The organism is Fulvivirga marina (genome assembly GCF_016775155.1).
Taxonomy (GTDB): Bacteria; Bacteroidota; Bacteroidia; order Cytophagales; family Cyclobacteriaceae; genus Fulvivirga; species Fulvivirga marina.
This window is the reverse complement of record NZ_JAEUGD010000042.1, coordinates 541,158-558,709: the sequence shown is the minus strand read 5'-3', so window position 1 is coordinate 558,709 and position 17,552 is coordinate 541,158. Positions and strand designations below refer to the sequence as shown.

Genomic DNA, 17,552 nt, shown 5'->3' with positions numbered 1-17,552 from the left:
ATGAGGATTTTATCATTCAGTTTATTGCTGATTTTAATAATATCTGCTTGTGATTCAAGTAAAAAACCAGATGAAAAAGCGTTTCTGGAGAGCTTGGATTCAGCGAAAATTGAAGGCCCTGCCATCTCAGAAGAAGTAATCAGCAGCATCATTCAGCAAATCCCATCTCCATTAGAGATATCGGTATTGCTACGGGAATCAGGCACGAAATATGACAAAAACCTGCTAAACTCCCCTGATAATATATCAAAGTACAACAGTAATTACCGCAAAGCATTAAACTTAGGTATATATGGTACAGACCTTGGCTATACTAACATCTATGAGCAAAATCAGGATGGTCTGGATTATATGACAGCCATCAAGGAACTTGCTGATGGTTTGAGCATAGGTCAGTTCTTCGATATCGAAACCATAGGCCGTTTGGCTACCAACAGCAAAAACCTTGATTCACTATTACTGATCACAACACAAAACTTCAACAGTATTAACCACTATCTACAAGAGCAAAACCGAGCCAATTTAAGTGTACTATTACTCACTGGAGGTTGGCTAGAGGCAATGCACATTACTTGTCAGGTCTCCGCAAAAGATCCTTCTAACAAAGAGTTGCAAGAAAAAATTGGCGAGCAAAAAATAATTTTAGAGAACATAGTGCTGCTTTTATCTTTTTATCAGGAGGTAGATAAAAATATGGCATCACTTTTGGGGGACATGAAAAGACTCCAGCAACAGTACGAGTCAATTAAAATAATTAAGACATATAAAGAATCAACATTTGAAATTGTAGATGGAGTAATGGTGATTAAAGACAATAGCTCAAGTGAGATACAAATCACACAAGATAACGTCAATAACATTAAAGATGTAATTAACTCCATCAGAAAAAAAGTAATCAGTTAAGAGGAAAACATGCGTAATATGAAAAAGGCAATTTATTCAGTTTTTGTTGTGGGTCTATTTTTCCTGTTATCGGGTGGTTCTGCAAAGGGCCAGTGCAATCCGGAACAATATACAGATGCCTGTATCCCTAAACTAGCTTCAGGCTTCAACTTCCTGAAAAGCTATAAGATTGATGGTCAGGGAGGCTCTAAAACCAAGGTGGAATACTCTTACGTATTTACCAAAGGCACTCAATACATGATCAATGTATGTGCCACCGGAGAAAGTACAGATGGCATCATTGTATCACTATTTGACAGCAACAGAAATCAAGTAGCAAGCAGCAAGCTAAATGGTCAATTCATTTCAGCTATTGCATACCCTTGCAACACTACTGGTATTTATTATATCCAATACACCTTCGACAACAGCACCAAATTTTGCGGAGGAAGTGCACTTGGATTCAAGAGATAAATATTTATAAACTAATTTCAAACGGGCAGGTTTCTTTTAGGAACCTGCTTTTTTATTTTCCCAATATGAAACAAGAGTGTATCAACTTTGGATTTGAGGCAAGGTATTTCCAGTCAGCAGAAATTACTGCCGATACAAAACAGCTTATTTTCGTCATTCATGGGTATGGCCAGCAGGCCAAGTACTTTATGCGCAAATTTGATGCCCTTCAGAATAATGAAACTTGTATAATAGCACCAGAAGGGCTTTCCAGGTTTTATCTTGCGGGATTCAGCGGCAGAGTTGGAGCAACATGGATGACTAAAGAAGAACGACTTACCGATATTAAAAACTACATCAACTACCTCACCACCATATATCAAAAGCTTACCTCAGGCCGGCAAGATATAAAAACATCAATAATCGGCTTTTCTCAAGGGGCAGCAACAGCTTCCAGGTGGGCAGCAATGAGCCTCATATCATTTGATAAACTAATTCTGTGGGCAGGAATATTCCCCCCTGACATGGACTTTGAAAAAGCTTCGCACCAATTCTCAAATAAAATGATATACTATGTCTATGGCACAGATGATCCATTTCTAACCAAAGAGCGTATGGATGAAATGAAGGAACTCTCAAAAAAGTTGGGAGTATCCCCTAAAGTTATTTCCTTCAAGGGTGGTCATGATATCGTAACTCCTCCTCTTAAGGATATCTTTCTATGAACGATTTACAATAGTTGAGCTAGCCTGATCCGTGGGAAAAATAATCAAATCACTGATATTTACATGCGCAGGCCTTGTTACAACAAAGAGAATGGTCTCAGCTATGTCTTCGGGCATCAATGGTGTCATCCCTTTATAAGTGTTATCAGCCTTCTCCTTATCTCCTTTAAATCTTACCATTGAAAACTCTGTCTCCACCAGGCCAGGGTTGATAGATGTCACCTTAATGCCATGCTGATTCAAATCCATTCGCATACCGTTATTAATAGCGTCTACAGCATGTTTGGAGGCACAGTATACATTCCCATTAGGATACACCTCTTTGCCCGCTATAGAGCCTATGTTAACGATATGTCCACTTTTCCTTTCTACCATGCCAGAAATAACAGCCTTAGACACATACAATAGCCCTTTAACATTAATATCGATCATTGCATCCCAATCATCAATACTTCCCTGGTCAATTGGGGACAAGCCATGGGCATTCCCTGCATTATTGATCAGGACATCTATCTGCTTCCATGAAGAAGGCAATGAATTGACAGAAGCCTCCACACCTGCTCTATCCCTTACGTCGAATGATAAAGAGATCACATCACAAAATGCAGCTAGTTCTTGTTCCAACTCCTGCAGGCGATCCTTTCTTCTTCCACATATTATAAGATTGAAATCATTTTTAGCCAACACTTTGGCAGTTGATAAACCAATGCCTGAAGTTGCTCCGGTAATAAGTGCTATACGTTTTGACATTTACTGAAAGAGGAAATAAAGTGTTATTGTATTTGTATTTAACCGGTCTATACCAGCGCTGAATTCATTTTGAGCGGATCCTAACATATTTTGGATACCTCGGGAAAAACGTATTTCAGGTGAAAACTTGAATAGAGGATAATACAAATCCACACCAAAACCAACATCTACAGACATGTTAAATTCTCTGACACTCAAATTATCGTCCCCAACGGATTCAACATCATTTTTTCCTGATGCTTCTAAACCTGGCTTTATACCCCCGACAAAATACATCCTCACATTTCCCCTACGTTCCGATTTATACTTTAAAAGTATTGGCAGTTCTACAACAGTAGTCTCAACCAGTTCATTAATGGTAGGTAAATCTAACCTCTGGTATTCAAGTGAGTGCTCATAAAACGCTACTGTAGGCAAAGCTCTGACATCCAAGAAGTCTGCCACCCTCATATTGACAATAAATCCTAATGAAAACCCTCCTGACCAACGGGGCGAAATAGAGTATAATGAATCTAGTGATCTGCTCACAAACTCATCAGAATATTTAAGTTGATATGCAGAAGTATGTAGCCCAATTAAAAAGCCATAACTGATGAACCTATCGTCATAATTAGGGTTATTGATACCTACCTGGCGTTGCGACCACGCCGCAGAAGAGCAAATCAGCACTATAAATGCCGATATTACTACTTTACGCCAGTGTATATTGAACTTACGCCAAATGTTAGGGCCTTGCATTGAGTATTTTTAAAACCTACTTTTTCTAATATTTCCAAAAACCTTTCACCATCAGGAAAAGCCTGTACAGACTCTGGTAAGTAAGTGTAGGCTGCCTTGTCTTTCGAAACCAATCTACCAATTTTAGGTAAAATTGCTTTAAAGTAAAAGTTATATATGTTCTTAAATGGGAATTTCGATGGTCTCGAAAATTCAAGTATAACTGTCTTCCCTCCTGGCTTAAGCACTCTGTACATATCAGCTAGTCCTTTTTCCAGATCTTCAAAATTCCTTACACCAAAAGAAACGATAGCTGCATCAAACTTATTGTCATCAAATAGTAGCTTTTCAGAATCTCCCAACTGAAGTTCAATTTTATTATCGAGCTGTCTCTTTTTAAGTTTTTCACGTCCCATATTCAGCATGCCCTCACTGATATCTACACCTATAACCTTATCAGGGTTTAGTTTGAGCGATTCAATTGCAAAATCGCCCGTACCTGTAGCAATATCTAATATAAGTTTGGGCCTATCCTTTTTAAGCAAACTTATAGCCTTTTTCCGCCAGATAATGTCTATACCTAAACTCAGAAAATGATTTAAAAAATCATATTTCTTGCTGATGCTGTTAAACATTTCAGCTACCTGCTCCTTTTTACCCGACTGCTGTTCTTTATATGGTACTACCGCCATTGCATATTGCATTATATAACCCTACCAAGGAGGATTTGTTAAAACTGCTGCAAATATCCTATATCCCATTAGTAATTCCTAATAAAGGTTTCTAGTTTGCAATAAACAGCTAAACGTAGCCTAAAAAGTATTTGAAAATATTAAGGTAAGAACGGGCTGTGTCAAAACTAACAACAGTTTTAAAACAGCCCGTATAATGATTTATTTACCACCTATTACTTTGAACTCTACCCTTCTATTCAGCTCTCTGCCTTCTTTCTCATCATCATTACTAGCTAGTGGTTTTTCTTCTCCATAGCCTACCGCTGCTACCCTTCTGGCGTCTATACCCTTTTTAACAAGGTAATCTTTAACAGCGTTAGCTCTTCTCTGAGACAATATCTTATTGTAGGCCTTTGCTCCTATATCATCAGTATGCCCTGAAATTTCGATCTCCATACCAGGGTTCTGAGCCATCATATTCTCCAGCTTATTGAGTTCGTTATATGACTCATCTTTAAAAGTAGCTTTATCAAAGTTAAAGTAGATGTTGCGAAGAACTGACCTCGTACCGATTCGAAGCTTTCTCAGGTTTACTGTCCTTTCAATAACCTGCGGATCTGTAGAAGGCCTGACAGCTATATCCAGGTTCTGGAATACATATCCTTCTTTTTCAACAGATAATCGGTATGTCTTGGCATCAGGTGTTGTAATTTTAAAGTGATAAGAACCTGTACCACTACTGCTTTTGCCTGCCACAACATTATCTGACAGGCTTCTTAAACTTACTTTAGCATCAACAGGCTGATTACCCTCGTCCAGCACGGTTACGATAACTGTTACCGGTTGAAGTTGAGGTTTAACTTCTTTTACTTCCTTCTGCTCAACCTGTTCTTGCTTTGTCTCTTCCTGTTCAACTTTATCAATTTTACGAACATTATCTTCAGGTTCTTCTATTTTTTCCTTATCCACCTTCTTCGAAGCAACGGTCTCCCCAATTTTCCCATCCTGTAGAATTGTAACCATGTAAATATCAGTATACCCTAAGCCATCTTCTCTTACCGATGCATAATAACCCCTCTTACCATCCTTTGTACTAACAAAGTAAATATCATCATCAGGAGTATTAATTGGAAAACCCAGATTTTCCGGCTCACTCCATTCATTGGCGGCACTATCATATACGGATTTAAACAGATCGTACCCTCCCATTCCCTTACGGCCCTGACTACTGAAATATAAGGTTTTACCATCATAATCTATAAATGGACCATCATCGTCATAAGATGTGTTAATTACGGGACCAAGGTTTTTTGATCTGGCCCATTCTCCATTACGGTCCTTTGTACTGTAGTAAATATCAATACCTCCCTGACCTCCGGGTCTATCGCTGGCAAAGAATAATATGCTTTGGTCTGGTGATATAGAAACCGCATTTTCCTTAAAACCGGTGGAGTTTATATTTTCACTTAAAGGATGAGGAAAGGTCCAGGTATCATCATCTTTACGTTCAGACACATAAATATCTCCATTGTTATCATCTTTATACAGAAATAGTTGATTACCGTCTGCTGAAAGTGCTAAGCTTGATCCATGATATGGCGTATTAACAACATCCCCGATGTTTTGTGCTGATCCCCATTTCCCGTTGACTTTCTTAGATATAAATATATCCTCAAAAGGTTTGTTATCCCTATCCACGTTTTGGTTAAGGTTACCCTCTTTCCTTCTTGAAGTGAATATCATGGTTGTTTCATCCTCATTCAACACGGGTGCATATTCTTCATATTCTGAGTTAATAGCATTCCCAACATTTACAATAGAATAATGCGCTGGATTCGCAACAAACTCGATGGCGTTTTCGCACTCATAAATTCGCCTTTCAACTTCGGGAAGTTCTGTACGGTCGCGTCCTCGGTAGCCGTCATGCTGTATAAGTTTAGCCTGATACTGATTGTAATAAGCAAGGGCCTTATCAAAATTCATCCCATACTGGTAGCTTCTACCTATCCAGTAGGTAATATCGAAACGGTAATCGGGATCAAGCTCCAATACTTTAAGAAAGTATTTTACTGCACGATCCTTTCCAACAGTTCTCAAATGAAAATCACCAGCCATATAATTTGCCTTTATATTAGTTGGATCGGCCTCTACTGCCTGCACATACATTTCACGTGCCTGATCCATGGCCTGAGTTGCAGCCATAATCTCCTCTGCCGTCAACACGAGATCTTCTGCTAATTTCTTATTCTCCGGACTAACTTGCGAAAAAACGTTTAATGTACAACAGAGAAAAAATGCAATAAAAAATAAAAATCTAAGCCGTTTATACATTTTGTAATGATATTTGCTGCTCAATTTAAAAATATTTAAGTTAAAAAAATAGCAGTGTATTAATGTGTAAAAAACTTTATTCAGTTATTAATTAACAATTATAATACTTAAAATTGAATTGAAGTATTACTTTAACACTAAAAAAATACAAGGTTACTGATTAGCTAATAAATATAGCTAAATGTTTCTATTTTTCGTAACCATATCTCGATATAATGAAAATCACCAAAGCAGACTTTGTTACAAGTAGTAGCAATCATAACCAATGTCCTGAGGCCGATTTTCCTGAATTTGCCTTCATTGGCCGCTCGAATGTCGGTAAATCATCGCTAATTAACATGCTAACCAACCATAAAAAATTAGCCAAGGTTTCTGGAAAGCCGGGAAAGACACAATTAATCAATCACTTTCTTATCAATGAAAGCTGGTACCTAGTCGATCTGCCGGGGTATGGCTGGGCTAAGGTAGCCAAAACTGAGAAAGAAAAGTGGGGAGCAATGATCCATGACTACCTGATCACCCGAAAAAATCTGATCTGTATTTTCGTGCTAGTTGATTCACGACTGGCTCCTCAACCAATAGATGTAGATTTCATTAACTGGCTCGGCGAACAAGGCCTTCCCTTAGCCATAGTCTTTACGAAGGCTGACAAACAATCAAAGAACAAAACCCAGTCATCTGTCGCAAAGTACAAAAAACACCTTCTTAAGTACTGGGAGAAACTTCCTGATTCGTTAGTCACTTCATCACAAACGGGAACAGGAAAGGAGGAGCTATTGAATTATATTGATGGCCTGATATCTGCTAGTAAATAATAAAATATTAAGTAGCTTTGAGGTTCAAAAATTAAAAGTAATTAATAATATGGATTATAGCGACATCGCATCTGTAGCCGGAAAAGGTGGTCTTTTCAAAATAGTAAAGCCTACAAGAACAGGGGTTATTCTGGAGTCGTTGGATGACAAAAAGCAGAAGCTGGTAGCAAGTGCCACCCAAAGAATCTCTGTATTGAGTGATATTTCTATTTACACCACTGATCAGGAAGGATCAAGGCCACTTGAAGATGTTTTTAGGCAAATAAATAAAGAGTTTAACAATGATCTGGGCGTCACCCCTACTTCAGCACCTGATGAATTAAAGGCTTTCATTAAACACATCATTCCTGACTATGATCCTCAGCGTGTATATGTTTCCGATATCAAGAAAGTAATTAATTGGTATAATGCTCTAAAGGAAAATGCTCCAAAACTTCTTGAAGAAAAAGTAGAAAAGAAGCCTGAGAAGGAAGCCAAAAAGAAAAAGTCCGAATAATGTTATCAAACGACGTTCTACAAACCGTCAGTTTAATAAAAAAAGATCTTTCTCTGGATCAAAATGCATTACCGGAATCAGTAACATCAATAGATGATCTAAAAGAGTTACTGATTCCGGTGATTAACTATTTACTTGACAGAGATATGCCCCGCTTACTCAATGCTCTGTATCGTATAGACATTAGTGAAAGCAAAGTCAAAGAAATACTAACTGTTGACAACCCAAGTGATATAGCTCCCAAACTGACCACGCTCATTATTGAGAGAGAACTTCAAAAAGTAATTACCCGAAGAAAATATAGTAGTTAGACTCCATAGAATTCTTCAACCTTACTTACCATATTTTTTGAGCCAATAAACAATGGTGTTCGTTGATGTAGCTCTTCAGGCTGCAAATCAAGGATACGCTGCTCGCCTGTAGATGCTGATCCTCCAGCCTGTTCAACAATAAATGCCAGAGCGTTACACTCATATAATAACCTAAGCTTTCCATTCGGTGATGCAGCCGTAGGTGGATACATGTAAATGCCTCCTTTTAAAAGATTTCTATGAAAATCTGCTACAAGAGACCCAATGTATCTACCAGAATAGCTGTTCTCCTTACAGAAGTTTACATAGCTTTTAACTGGAGTTGAAAAGCTACTATACGATCCTTCATTAATTGAATATATTTTTCCGTTTTCCGGTATACTCATATTAGGGTGAGACAGAAAATACTCACCAAGAGAAGGTTCATAAGTAAACCCATTAACTCCATGACCTGTAGTATACACAAGCATGGTTGATGAACCGTATAACAAATACCCCGCTGCTGCCTGCTCATTACCCTTTTGCATAACATCCTCCTTCGTAATAGGTGTCCCTACCGGAGTCACTCTGCGGTATATGGAAAATATAGTTCCAATGGATACATTAACATCTATATTTGAAGAGCCATCAAGCGGATCAATTGCTATTACATATTTACCATCATTATTAAGATCTGTAATTTCCTCATCTTCTTCAGAAATAATTGCACATGCCTCTCCTCCTTTAGTAAGCGCTCTGATAAACCTGATATTGGCTAGCACATCAAGTTTTTGTTGGTCCTCGCCCTGCACATTCTGGGCTCCAATAGGCCCCACAATATTAATAAGACCTGCTTTATTGATTTCTCTGTTCACTACTTTTCCTGCAAGTGCTATATCACGCAACAATTGAGATAATTCACCGGTAGCATACTGAAACTCATCTTGTTTTTTCTTTATGTATCTATCCAAGGTTGTGCCTATCGGTAAGGCTATGCGAGAATCCTCCATAAATTGGTAAAGACTTTATAATGTGAAATTTTAACTGCTATTTTAAGGCAAATTTAGCATAAAATAATTATTCAATCGATTGCGAGATGAAAGTATTTAAGTTTGGAGGAGCATCCGTTAAAAACGCTGATGCCATCAGAAACATGTGTAACATTATTAACAACTACTCCAAGGATAAACTGGTTGTGGTGATATCTGCAATGGGTAAAACCACTAATGCACTTGAAGCCGTAATTGCTGCTAAGCTTAACAATCGCAACTTCGAGGAAGATATTGAAGCCATTCATAACTACCATCGCAAAATCTGTTTAGAACTTTTTGAGGCTAATGATCATATTTTTACCACAATTGCTGCGGTTTTCAATGACCTTAGACATGAACTTAATCAAGACTTCAACTATAACCAGCTTTATGACCAAGTTGTTTCTAAAGGCGAATTAATATCTACAAAAATAATTGCCGCTTACCTTAACAAGAAGAACTGCCATACAGAATGGCTAGATGCCCGGGAATACATTCGAACTGATAACAACTTCAGAGAAGGACGAGTTGACTGGAGGCTGACTGAAGAGTTGATAAGACATGACATAGCACAAAAAGCAGAAGAAAACATACTTGTTACTCAAGGTTTTATAGGAAGATCTAAAAACAATTTCACTATTACATTAGGACGTGAAGGATCTGATTTTACAGCCGCCATATTCGGCTACTGCCTCTCTGCTGACTCTGTAACCGTATGGAAGGATGTACCCGGAATTTTGAATGCCGACCCAAAGGTGATTCCTGATGCTATATTATTTGATGAGCTTCCCTATAAAGAAGCCGCCGAGATGACTTACTATGGCGCATCAGTTATTCATCCCAAAACCATAAAACCCCTGGCCAACAAAGGAATTCCTCTTCATGTACGAAGCTTTGACCAACCAGACAAGCCCGGCACAATCATACATGACTGCAAGCTAGAAACGCTTCCTCCTACTATTATTATTAAAAATGAACAGTGCTTGGTATCTTTCAAAGTTATTGACTATACCTTTATTAATGAGGAAAACCTAAGCCTTATCTTCAAAAGTCTATCTGAAATAGACATGAAAATCAACATCATGCAAAACTCAGCCATCTCCTTTTCCATAGTAGTAGATTATGAGTTTAATAAAGTAGAAAGATTACTTGACTCATTAAAATCTCATTTTGAAATCAGGTACAATACCGGCCTGAAATTAATAACCGTAAAAAATTATGCTCAGGAAATACTGAACAAATACAGAACCGACCAAAGGATACTGCTAGAGCAAATATCAAGGAATAATTACAGGGCCTTGATCGCACCCTAACTTACTGAAACTCTCAGTCCATGTTTTTGTATCACATGATTTAAAAACTCGTTTACTGAGCGTTGTAAAATCAGGAAGACTTGTTGAAAACCTTCTTCTCCACCAAAGTAGGGATCTGGCACATCTGCTCCTTTGTCTACTGCATCAAAATCTCTGATGAGCATAAATTTATCAGAAAATTCATGGGTTTGATCAAGCCTTCTAATACATTCCATATTAGCACTATCCATGGCCACAATATAATCAAAGACCCTGAAATCTTTTTTAGAGAACTGTCTCGCTTTATGCTCCAGCTTTATACCGTTTTTTAACGCATTCTGTACAGTCCGTCCATCTGGCTGTTCACCTATATGATATTGACTGGTCCCACAAGAGTCAACTTCCATCTGATCATTGAGTCCTAGCTCTTTAATTTTCTTTTCCAATAACCCCTGTGCAAGCGGTGATCTGCAAATATTTCCCAAACATACAAAAAGGACTTTTATCATAACTTTTAAACATTAATGTGGCTCAACTTGTGACAATATAAATCTAACTTATTTACGTCTACTCTAACGGTAATTGTAATACAACGATTTGATAACAATAATTTCAACAAAAGAAAGAAATCAAGGGTTACTTCCAAAAGCTCTCTGGTATATAACGTTAACATAGCACTTTTACTCACCTGTTTAGTATGGTTAGTTGGAGCCGCCTTTGAAAAAAGGCGGCTTTTCTTTTTATTGCGGCTTTCAATAAATGGCTAACTAATAATATGGAATTTATAAAAGTAACCCCTAACTATAAACCGTACATTGCCCTTATCGAACTAAACAGGCCGAAGGAGCTTAATGCACTGAACCTGCAATTGATGGGAGAGCTTAGAGATGCATTGAAAGAGCTCGACGATGATGAAAGCGTGAGAGCCATCATCATTACGGGCAATGAAAAAGCTTTTGCTGCGGGCGCTGACATTAAGCAAATGGCAGGAAAATCAGCCGTAGACATGCTCAAAATAGACCAGTTCAGTACCTGGGATCAGATCAGAAAAACGAAAAAGCCCCTAATTGCCGCTGTTTCAGGATTTGCTTTAGGCGGTGGCTGCGAACTGGCCATGACCTGCGATATGATCATAGCTTCGGAAACTGCTAAATTTGGACAGCCAGAGATCAAAATAGGCGTAATGCCAGGAGCAGGAGGTACTCAGCGCTTAACAAAAGCCATTGGCAAAGCTCGAGCTATGGAGTTGGTTCTTACTGGTAGGTTCATTTCTGGAGAAGAGGCTATGCAATATGGACTTGTGAACAAGGTAGTACCGATCGAAATGTATATGTATGAAGCTGTGAAGCTTGCCGGGGAAATTGCACAGATGTCTCCTATAGCAACTCAACTTGCCAAGGAATCTGTGAACAGATCATTTGAAACACATCTCGATGAAGGACTTACCTTTGAACGTAAAAACTTTTACTTAACTTTTGCTTCTGAGGATCAAACTGAGGGCATGCAGGCATTTGTAGAGAAACGGAAACCAGAGTATAAAGGCAAGTAATCATATATCAAAAAAGTAACGAAAAGGCCTCTCAAAATGCTTTGAGAGGCCTCGTTTATTGTAATACTACCAACGGTTACCTTACACTGAAACCAACCCCCAAAGATAGTGTTTTATACTTTTGTAACGTATAATCGGCATGTAGTGTAAGTATTGCTAACTTCAACCTCATACCTAGTGTCATGCGAGGCCCGCCGGATTTGAATTCAAGAGAAATAGGATTCACCTCATTCGCATCATTAAAATCACCATCATTGTTAATATCATATTCTCCTCTTAGCCCCAGGTCAGAACGTACCCTGTTAAATCCCAATCCTCCATAAAAAGTAAGTACACTAAACTTCTTTGATATCAACCCTTGAACGGTAAGTGTTCTAATCTCAAAATCTCCGGTTTGATCTAGTGTAGGATCGCCATTCGTGAAATCAATAGTTGTTTTCATTTTTGTATAACCTATAAATGCAGAAAGGTCAAAAGGGAAATTCTTCAACCCTGGAATATGTTGCTTTACATCATGCATAACACCAAACCCAAATAATTTGAACTTTCCATCATCACCTATATCAACTTCTGGCGTCCATCGGATTTTTAAATCGGTATTTTTCACTATACCAATACCAAGTTGTGCCATAGGAACAGGTACAGCATTAAAACCAATTTCATCTTTAATACCAAGACCAGCTGGTCCTTCAAAAGTTTCTCCGGTATTAATCTCCCTAAATGTAGGTGTATCAGAATCCGGTCCAAACATTGTAGGGATATTTCCGTCCGAATAAACGGGATCGTCCAGCTCAACGGTTTGTAGATTAAGACCATTCACATTAAAAAACATATCCTCATCGGGAACATAAGCAACATTTGCAGTAACAGTCAGATCAAACCCCAGAGACTTATGAGCTTTAGCAGTGTTATACCAGCCATTGCTTAAGCCTGTCCCGAAACCTACCATAAACGGATCAACATAGCCCTCAATCAAAATAGTGGCATCTTCAATACCTGCTTCAAGAAGCTGATCAAGATCATTCTGGGCATTCACCTGATTAAAACCAAAAAATACAATGACCGACGCCATCATTAGTTTCGTAATTTTTTTCATCATAAATATTTGTTGTGGTGAGATACTAATATAAATATTTAAAAATTAAATTCTTGCGCCATGCGCTTTCTTTGATATAAGTACCATAGAAGTGGTAACCAAATTAGTCTCACAAATGCTTGCAGTTAAATCAATCACTCCTTATGTTTGCAACACAAATTCCTAATTGATAATTATTCTTATTTAAGAATCATTTTGAGTTTAAGCTATTCACATATTAAGGATAAAATTTCGGAGTCTGGCCTGAAAGTAACACATCAGCGGATTGTGATACTTAACACCGTTCTCCAAATGGATAACCATCCAACGGTTGAGCATATTTATGAAAGTATTAAAGATGCCAACCCTAGCATTTCACTAGGAACTGTTTACAAAACTGTAGAAGCATTTGTAAATAATGGCTTGTTATCTAAGGTCTCTACCAACGAGGGGCAAATGAGGTATGATCCTAAGCTAGACAACCATGGTCATATCTATTGTTCCAATACAAGTGAGATCATTGACTATTTCGATGACGAGCTAAATGACATGATCCTTAGCTTCTTCAAAAATAAAAGGGTCAGCAACCTCAAGATCAAAAATATAACCCTCCAGATTAATGGAGATAAAATTGATCCTGAAAAAGATGTTTTAATTAAATAAATGTAGAATAAATAAAAATTGATCTGAAAACTATGTCACTAGTAGGAAAAAAAGCTCCTGTATTTAATGCTCCTGCCGTAATAAACGGAGAAGAAATCGTTGAGTCATTCACGTTAGCTGATTACATCGGTAAAAAAGAAGTGATCTTCTTTTTCTACCCTAAAGATTTCACTTTCGTGTGCCCAACTGAAATCCACGCTTTTCAGTCTAAGCTTGCTGAATTTGAAAAAAGAGGTGTACAGGTAGTAGGTTGCTCTTGCGACACTGAAGAAACTCACCTGGCTTGGTTATTGACAGCTAAAGATAATGGTGGAATTGAGGGCGTAACTTACCCATTAGTAGCTGACAGCTCAAAAACTGTTGCAAGCAACTATGGCGTGCTAGCTGGAGACTGGAGCTACAATGAAGAGGGAGATCTTGTGTTTGAAGGTGCTCCTGTATCTTATAGAGGAACGTTCTTCATTGACAAAGATGGTATTGTAAGACATGAAACTATCAATGACCTTCCTTTGGGAAGAAATATCGACGAAATGTTAAGAATCGTTGATGCATGGCAACACGTACAAAAGCATGGTGAGGTTTGCCCTGCTAACTGGGAAGAAGGTAAAGAAGCAATGTCTGCCACTAGAGATGGTGTAGCTGAGTACCTTTCAAAGAATTAATCCGACAGGAAAATAAATAGGGAAAAAGACCCTCTGTATTGCAGAGGGTTTTTAATTTTGTACCATTACATATGGGCGAATTCATATACAATATTTCTCTATTTTTTTACAATGTCATCATCAACATTGCGGCTCCGTTTAATAAAAAGGCACGTCTTTTTGTAGAAGGCAGAAAGGACCTGCTTCAAAGAATCGAAACAGCTCTAGCAGAATCCAAAGCTCCTATTGCTTGGTTTCATTGTGCCTCACTAGGCGAATTTGAGCAAGGAAGACCTTTAATTGATACCTTTAAAGAAGAGTATCCACATTACGAAATATTTCTAACCTTTTTCTCCCCTTCAGGTTATGAGGTAAGGAAAAATTACGCGGGTGCAGATTATATTTTTTATTTACCGACAGATTCTAAAGTACACGCTAAAAAATTCCTGGATCTGATCAATCCTAAAATTGCCATTTTTGTTAAATACGAATTCTGGCATCATTATGCGAAAGAGCTTCTGCAAAGGAATATTCCCCTTTTATCAACCTCTTCTATTTTCAGAGAAAATCAGCTGTTTTTTAAAAAGTATGGAAGTTTCTACAGGGGTATCCTAAAAAACTTTACCTACTTCTTTGTTCAGGATAGCAAATCCTTAAAACTTCTTGAATCTATAGACATTACAAACACTGCCATAAGTGGCGACACCCGTTTTGACCGGGTAATGACAATTTGTAAAAATAAAAAAGAGCTTCCTGAAGTAGCAGGGTTTAAAAACGAAAAAAAAGTAATGGTCATTGGTAGCTGCTGGCCTGAAGACCTTGACGTACTCATTCCATTTATCAATGATACGAATCTCAAGTATATTATTGCTCCTCACGAAATAGAAGAAAAATTTATTGGAAGAATTGAACGCGATCTGATCAAGAAAGTAGTTCGCTACTCAGAGATCAAGGGGTTCAATGATTCTTCCAGTTTTGATGTACTTTTGATTGATAACATAGGCATGCTATCCAGCCTCTATGCATATGGCGATTACGCCTACGTAGGTGGAGCGTACGGACAAGGTTTACACAATATTCTAGAACCCGCCACCTTTGGTATACCCATATTCTTTGGAAATAAAAACTATACAAAATTCAGAGAAGCCGTTGATCTTACCAATCTAGGTGGCGCCGTTGCTCTTGCTGGCTATGATGAACTTAGAACTCAATTCAGGGCCTTTTCAGATGAAACTACATACAACATAGGCAGCCAAATCAACACCAGTTATGTAAAGGATAACACAGGTGCCACTAAAAAAATTATTGACTATTGTAAAACCATTATTAAGTAATGAAAGGGTTGGTAATGAGGTCCACCGGTTCGTGGTATGATGTACTAGGAGAAAACGATGTAACTTATACCTGTCGTACCCGTGGGAAACTTAGATTAAAAGGGTTCAAAACGACCAACCCCATCGCCGTTGGTGATTACGTTGAAATCGCAATTGATAATGAAGCACCTGGCCAGGGAATAATCGAGGAGATTAAACCCAGAGAGAACTATATCATTCGTAAATCGGTAAAACTTCAAAGTCAGGGGCATATCATTGCCTCTAATATTGATCAGGCCATACTTATTGCTACATTGGTATACCCCCGCACTTCACTGGGTTTTATTGATCGCTTTCTCGTTACTGCTGAGTCATTCCGCATCCCACAGGTTTTGGTATTCAACAAGATTGACTTACTTGAAGAAGAGCACTTTAATGCCTTGGAACAAATTATCAATATGTATGAAAAAATTGGTATCAGTTGTTTAAAAATATCTGCAACAGAAAATACAGGGCTGGATGAATTCAAAAACCTGCTGCATAACAAAAAAAGTCTCTTATCTGGACATAGCGGTGTAGGAAAGTCGACCATACTCAATTTAATAGCACCTCATATAGAACAGAAAACCAGCTCTGTTTCTGATTTCGCTCAAAAGGGCGTCCACACAACAACCTTTGCAGAAATGTTCAAGTTAGACGACAACTCGTTTATTATTGATACCCCAGGAATCAAAGAACTTGGCATTATTGATATTAGCCCAGAAGAATTATCCGACTATTTCCCTGAAATGAGGGCTATTCGTTCCGAGTGCAAATTTCATAACTGCAAACATACTCATGAACCAAAGTGCGCTGTTAAAGAGGCTGTAGAAGCTGGTCAAATATCAGAAAGCAGGTACATTAGCTACTTAAGCATCCTTGAGGGGGACGATAACAGAAGGTAATTATTTTAAAGACTTTAACAGTCTTAAATACTTAAGGGTAAGTTCAAAACTCCATAACCTGACTGATAAAGTTATTTCGTATTTCAGTCTTTTCCTTAAAGCCTCTCGTTCACTATCCTTACGGATCATTTTACTAATCTTTTTACAAACCTTATATGTGGAATATAAATAGGTACTTCTCATTTTAAACTGCCTTTGCCCTGCTGACCCTAAAACGACTCTCTTTTTCACCAGCACCTTATCTGTATATATATATTTATAGTTACGAGAGGAACGCACCCATAAATCAAAGTCTTCATAGGCTAGTGACACATCATACCCCCCCATTTCATCAATGACTTCCTTTCTAAACATTACCGTAGGTGAACATATAAAATAGCGCCTGATTACCTCCTCAAACACATCTCCTTCAGGCACAGGAGAAACAGAATGTCCAAACTCATCAATCTGATAATGAAAGCTGATGTGCTTTCCAGATTCACTTACCCGCTCCGCATTGCTAAAGTTCACCCCATACGTGTCATTCACGCTCTGAAATGCCCTAATACCTTCTTCTACCCTTTGCGGGTACAATATATCATCGGCAGCAAGGTCAATTATAAATTTCCCTCCAGCCTGTTCAAGCCCTTTATTAAAAGCAGCACAGTGCCCAATATTTTCAGGTAAAGGTAAATACTTTATTTCCGGGTGTTCTTGCACCATTTCATTTATAGCCTCGTGGCTGGCATCAGTGCTTGCATCATCCACAACAATTACCTCAATATTGTCATAGGTTTGTTCAAGAGCAGAAAGAATTGCTTCTTTAACAAACCTTTCGTGGTTATAACATAGGCATATGATGGAAACGAGTGGTGTATGCATAAAGAACAAAAATAGTAAGTATGGCACACCAATTTTTTAAATTTACCTGT

Annotated in this window: 20 protein-coding genes; 12 read left to right on the top strand and 8 right to left on the bottom strand. The window is 38.1% G+C overall.

Annotated elements, in window-relative coordinates:
* From JMN32_RS13060 to JMN32_RS13050, 3 genes are all read left to right on the top strand, one after another.
* A complete protein-coding gene (locus JMN32_RS13060; protein ID WP_202856768.1) occupies positions 1 to 903 on the top strand; it encodes a hypothetical protein in 903 nt (300 codons plus the stop codon).
* An 18-nt stretch (positions 904 to 921) separates the two neighbouring features.
* Complete coding sequence (locus JMN32_RS13055) at positions 922 to 1,356, top strand: hypothetical protein (protein WP_202856767.1); 435 nt, start codon at positions 922 to 924, stop codon at positions 1,354 to 1,356.
* A 65-nt stretch (positions 1,357 to 1,421) separates the two neighbouring features.
* Positions 1,422 to 2,060 (top strand): alpha/beta hydrolase, encoded by a 639-nt coding sequence (locus JMN32_RS13050; protein ID WP_202856766.1) that lies wholly within the window; start codon positions 1,422 to 1,424, stop codon positions 2,058 to 2,060.
* On the opposite strand, the gene JMN32_RS13045 is transcribed toward JMN32_RS13050, so the two are convergent.
* From JMN32_RS13045 to JMN32_RS13030, 4 genes are all read right to left on the bottom strand, one after another.
* Positions 2,055 to 2,810, bottom strand: a complete 756-nt coding sequence (locus JMN32_RS13045) for an SDR family NAD(P)-dependent oxidoreductase (RefSeq protein ID WP_202856765.1) — start codon at positions 2,808 to 2,810, stop codon at positions 2,055 to 2,057. The two genes, JMN32_RS13050 and JMN32_RS13045, sit on opposite strands and share 6 nt — an antisense overlap.
* The gene (gene porT / locus JMN32_RS13040) at positions 2,811 to 3,548 is read right to left on the bottom strand and encodes a type IX secretion/gliding motility protein PorT/SprT (protein ID WP_202856764.1); all 738 of its coding nucleotides are present in this window, start codon (positions 3,546 to 3,548) and stop codon (positions 2,811 to 2,813) included.
* Positions 3,497 to 4,219, bottom strand: coding sequence for a bifunctional demethylmenaquinone methyltransferase/2-methoxy-6-polyprenyl-1,4-benzoquinol methylase UbiE (gene ubiE / locus JMN32_RS13035; protein WP_202856763.1), 723 nt, complete (start codon positions 4,217 to 4,219; stop codon positions 3,497 to 3,499). The genes porT and ubiE overlap by 52 nt, the downstream gene beginning before the upstream one ends.
* A gap of 201 nt (positions 4,220 to 4,420) precedes the next feature.
* Positions 4,421 to 6,532: an OmpA family protein gene (locus JMN32_RS13030; RefSeq protein WP_202856762.1), complete on the bottom strand. Its 2,112-nt coding sequence runs from the start codon at positions 6,530 to 6,532 to the stop codon at positions 4,421 to 4,423.
* Positions 6,533 to 6,747: 215 nt separating this feature from the next.
* Between JMN32_RS13030 and yihA the strand changes: the two genes are divergently transcribed.
* Genes yihA through JMN32_RS13015 form a run of 3 tightly spaced genes read left to right on the top strand, consistent with a single transcriptional unit; the run spans position 6,748 to position 8,154 of the window.
* Entirely contained in the window at positions 6,748 to 7,347 is a 600-nt protein-coding gene (gene yihA, locus JMN32_RS13025) for a ribosome biogenesis GTP-binding protein YihA/YsxC (protein WP_202856761.1), read from the top strand.
* Between the two features lie 49 nt (positions 7,348 to 7,396).
* Positions 7,397 to 7,843, top strand: coding sequence for a DUF5606 family protein (locus tag JMN32_RS13020; RefSeq protein ID WP_202856760.1), 447 nt, complete (start codon positions 7,397 to 7,399; stop codon positions 7,841 to 7,843).
* Complete coding sequence (locus tag JMN32_RS13015) at positions 7,843 to 8,154, top strand: hypothetical protein (RefSeq protein ID WP_202856759.1); 312 nt, start codon at positions 7,843 to 7,845, stop codon at positions 8,152 to 8,154. Before JMN32_RS13020 ends, JMN32_RS13015 begins: the two co-directional genes overlap by 1 nt.
* Here the strand turns inward: JMN32_RS13015 and fbp are convergent.
* Positions 8,151 to 9,143 (bottom strand): class 1 fructose-bisphosphatase, encoded by a 993-nt coding sequence (gene fbp / locus JMN32_RS13010; RefSeq protein ID WP_202856758.1) that lies wholly within the window; start codon positions 9,141 to 9,143, stop codon positions 8,151 to 8,153. The two genes, JMN32_RS13015 and fbp, sit on opposite strands and share 4 nt — an antisense overlap.
* Positions 9,144 to 9,229: 86 nt before the next feature.
* Between fbp and JMN32_RS13005 the strand changes: the two genes are divergently transcribed.
* Positions 9,230 to 10,477: an aspartate kinase gene (locus JMN32_RS13005; RefSeq protein WP_202856757.1), complete on the top strand. Its 1,248-nt coding sequence runs from the start codon at positions 9,230 to 9,232 to the stop codon at positions 10,475 to 10,477.
* Here JMN32_RS13005 and JMN32_RS13000 read toward each other — a convergent pair.
* Complete coding sequence (locus JMN32_RS13000; RefSeq protein WP_202856756.1) at positions 10,474 to 10,965, bottom strand: low molecular weight protein-tyrosine-phosphatase; 492 nt, start codon at positions 10,963 to 10,965, stop codon at positions 10,474 to 10,476. The genes JMN32_RS13005 and JMN32_RS13000 overlap by 4 nt on opposite strands.
* A gap of 266 nt (positions 10,966 to 11,231) precedes the next feature.
* Between JMN32_RS13000 and JMN32_RS12995 the strand changes: the two genes are divergently transcribed.
* A complete protein-coding gene (locus JMN32_RS12995) occupies positions 11,232 to 12,005 on the top strand; it encodes an enoyl-CoA hydratase-related protein (RefSeq protein ID WP_202856755.1) in 774 nt (257 codons plus the stop codon).
* A gap of 76 nt (positions 12,006 to 12,081) precedes the next feature.
* Here the strand turns inward: JMN32_RS12995 and JMN32_RS12990 are convergent, their stop codons facing one another.
* Positions 12,082 to 13,104 carry a DUF6588 family protein gene (locus tag JMN32_RS12990; RefSeq protein ID WP_202856754.1) on the bottom strand — a complete coding sequence of 341 codons (1,023 nt, stop codon included), beginning with the start codon at positions 13,102 to 13,104 and terminating at the stop codon, positions 12,082 to 12,084.
* A gap of 144 nt (positions 13,105 to 13,248) precedes the next feature.
* On the opposite strand from JMN32_RS12990, the gene JMN32_RS12985 reads away from it, so the two are divergent.
* From JMN32_RS12985 to rsgA, 4 genes are all read left to right on the top strand, one after another.
* The gene (locus tag JMN32_RS12985; RefSeq protein ID WP_317191778.1) at positions 13,249 to 13,743 is read left to right on the top strand and encodes a Fur family transcriptional regulator; all 495 of its coding nucleotides are present in this window, start codon (positions 13,249 to 13,251) and stop codon (positions 13,741 to 13,743) included.
* Positions 13,744 to 13,775: 32 nt separating this feature from the next.
* Positions 13,776 to 14,405, top strand: a complete 630-nt coding sequence (locus JMN32_RS12980) for a peroxiredoxin (RefSeq protein ID WP_202856753.1) — start codon at positions 13,776 to 13,778, stop codon at positions 14,403 to 14,405.
* Between the two features lie 71 nt (positions 14,406 to 14,476).
* Entirely contained in the window at positions 14,477 to 15,718 is a 1,242-nt protein-coding gene (locus JMN32_RS12975) for a 3-deoxy-D-manno-octulosonic acid transferase (protein WP_202856752.1), read from the top strand.
* On the top strand, positions 15,718 to 16,641 hold the full coding sequence (gene rsgA / locus JMN32_RS12970; protein ID WP_202856751.1) for a ribosome small subunit-dependent GTPase A: 924 nt from the start codon (positions 15,718 to 15,720) through the stop codon (positions 16,639 to 16,641). Before JMN32_RS12975 ends, rsgA begins: the two co-directional genes overlap by 1 nt.
* Here rsgA and JMN32_RS12965 read toward each other — a convergent pair whose 3' ends face one another.
* Positions 16,642 to 17,502 carry a glycosyltransferase family 2 protein gene (locus JMN32_RS12965; protein ID WP_202856750.1) on the bottom strand — a complete coding sequence of 287 codons (861 nt, stop codon included), beginning with the start codon at positions 17,500 to 17,502 and terminating at the stop codon, positions 16,642 to 16,644.
* Positions 17,503 to 17,552: the final 50 nt, after the last annotated feature.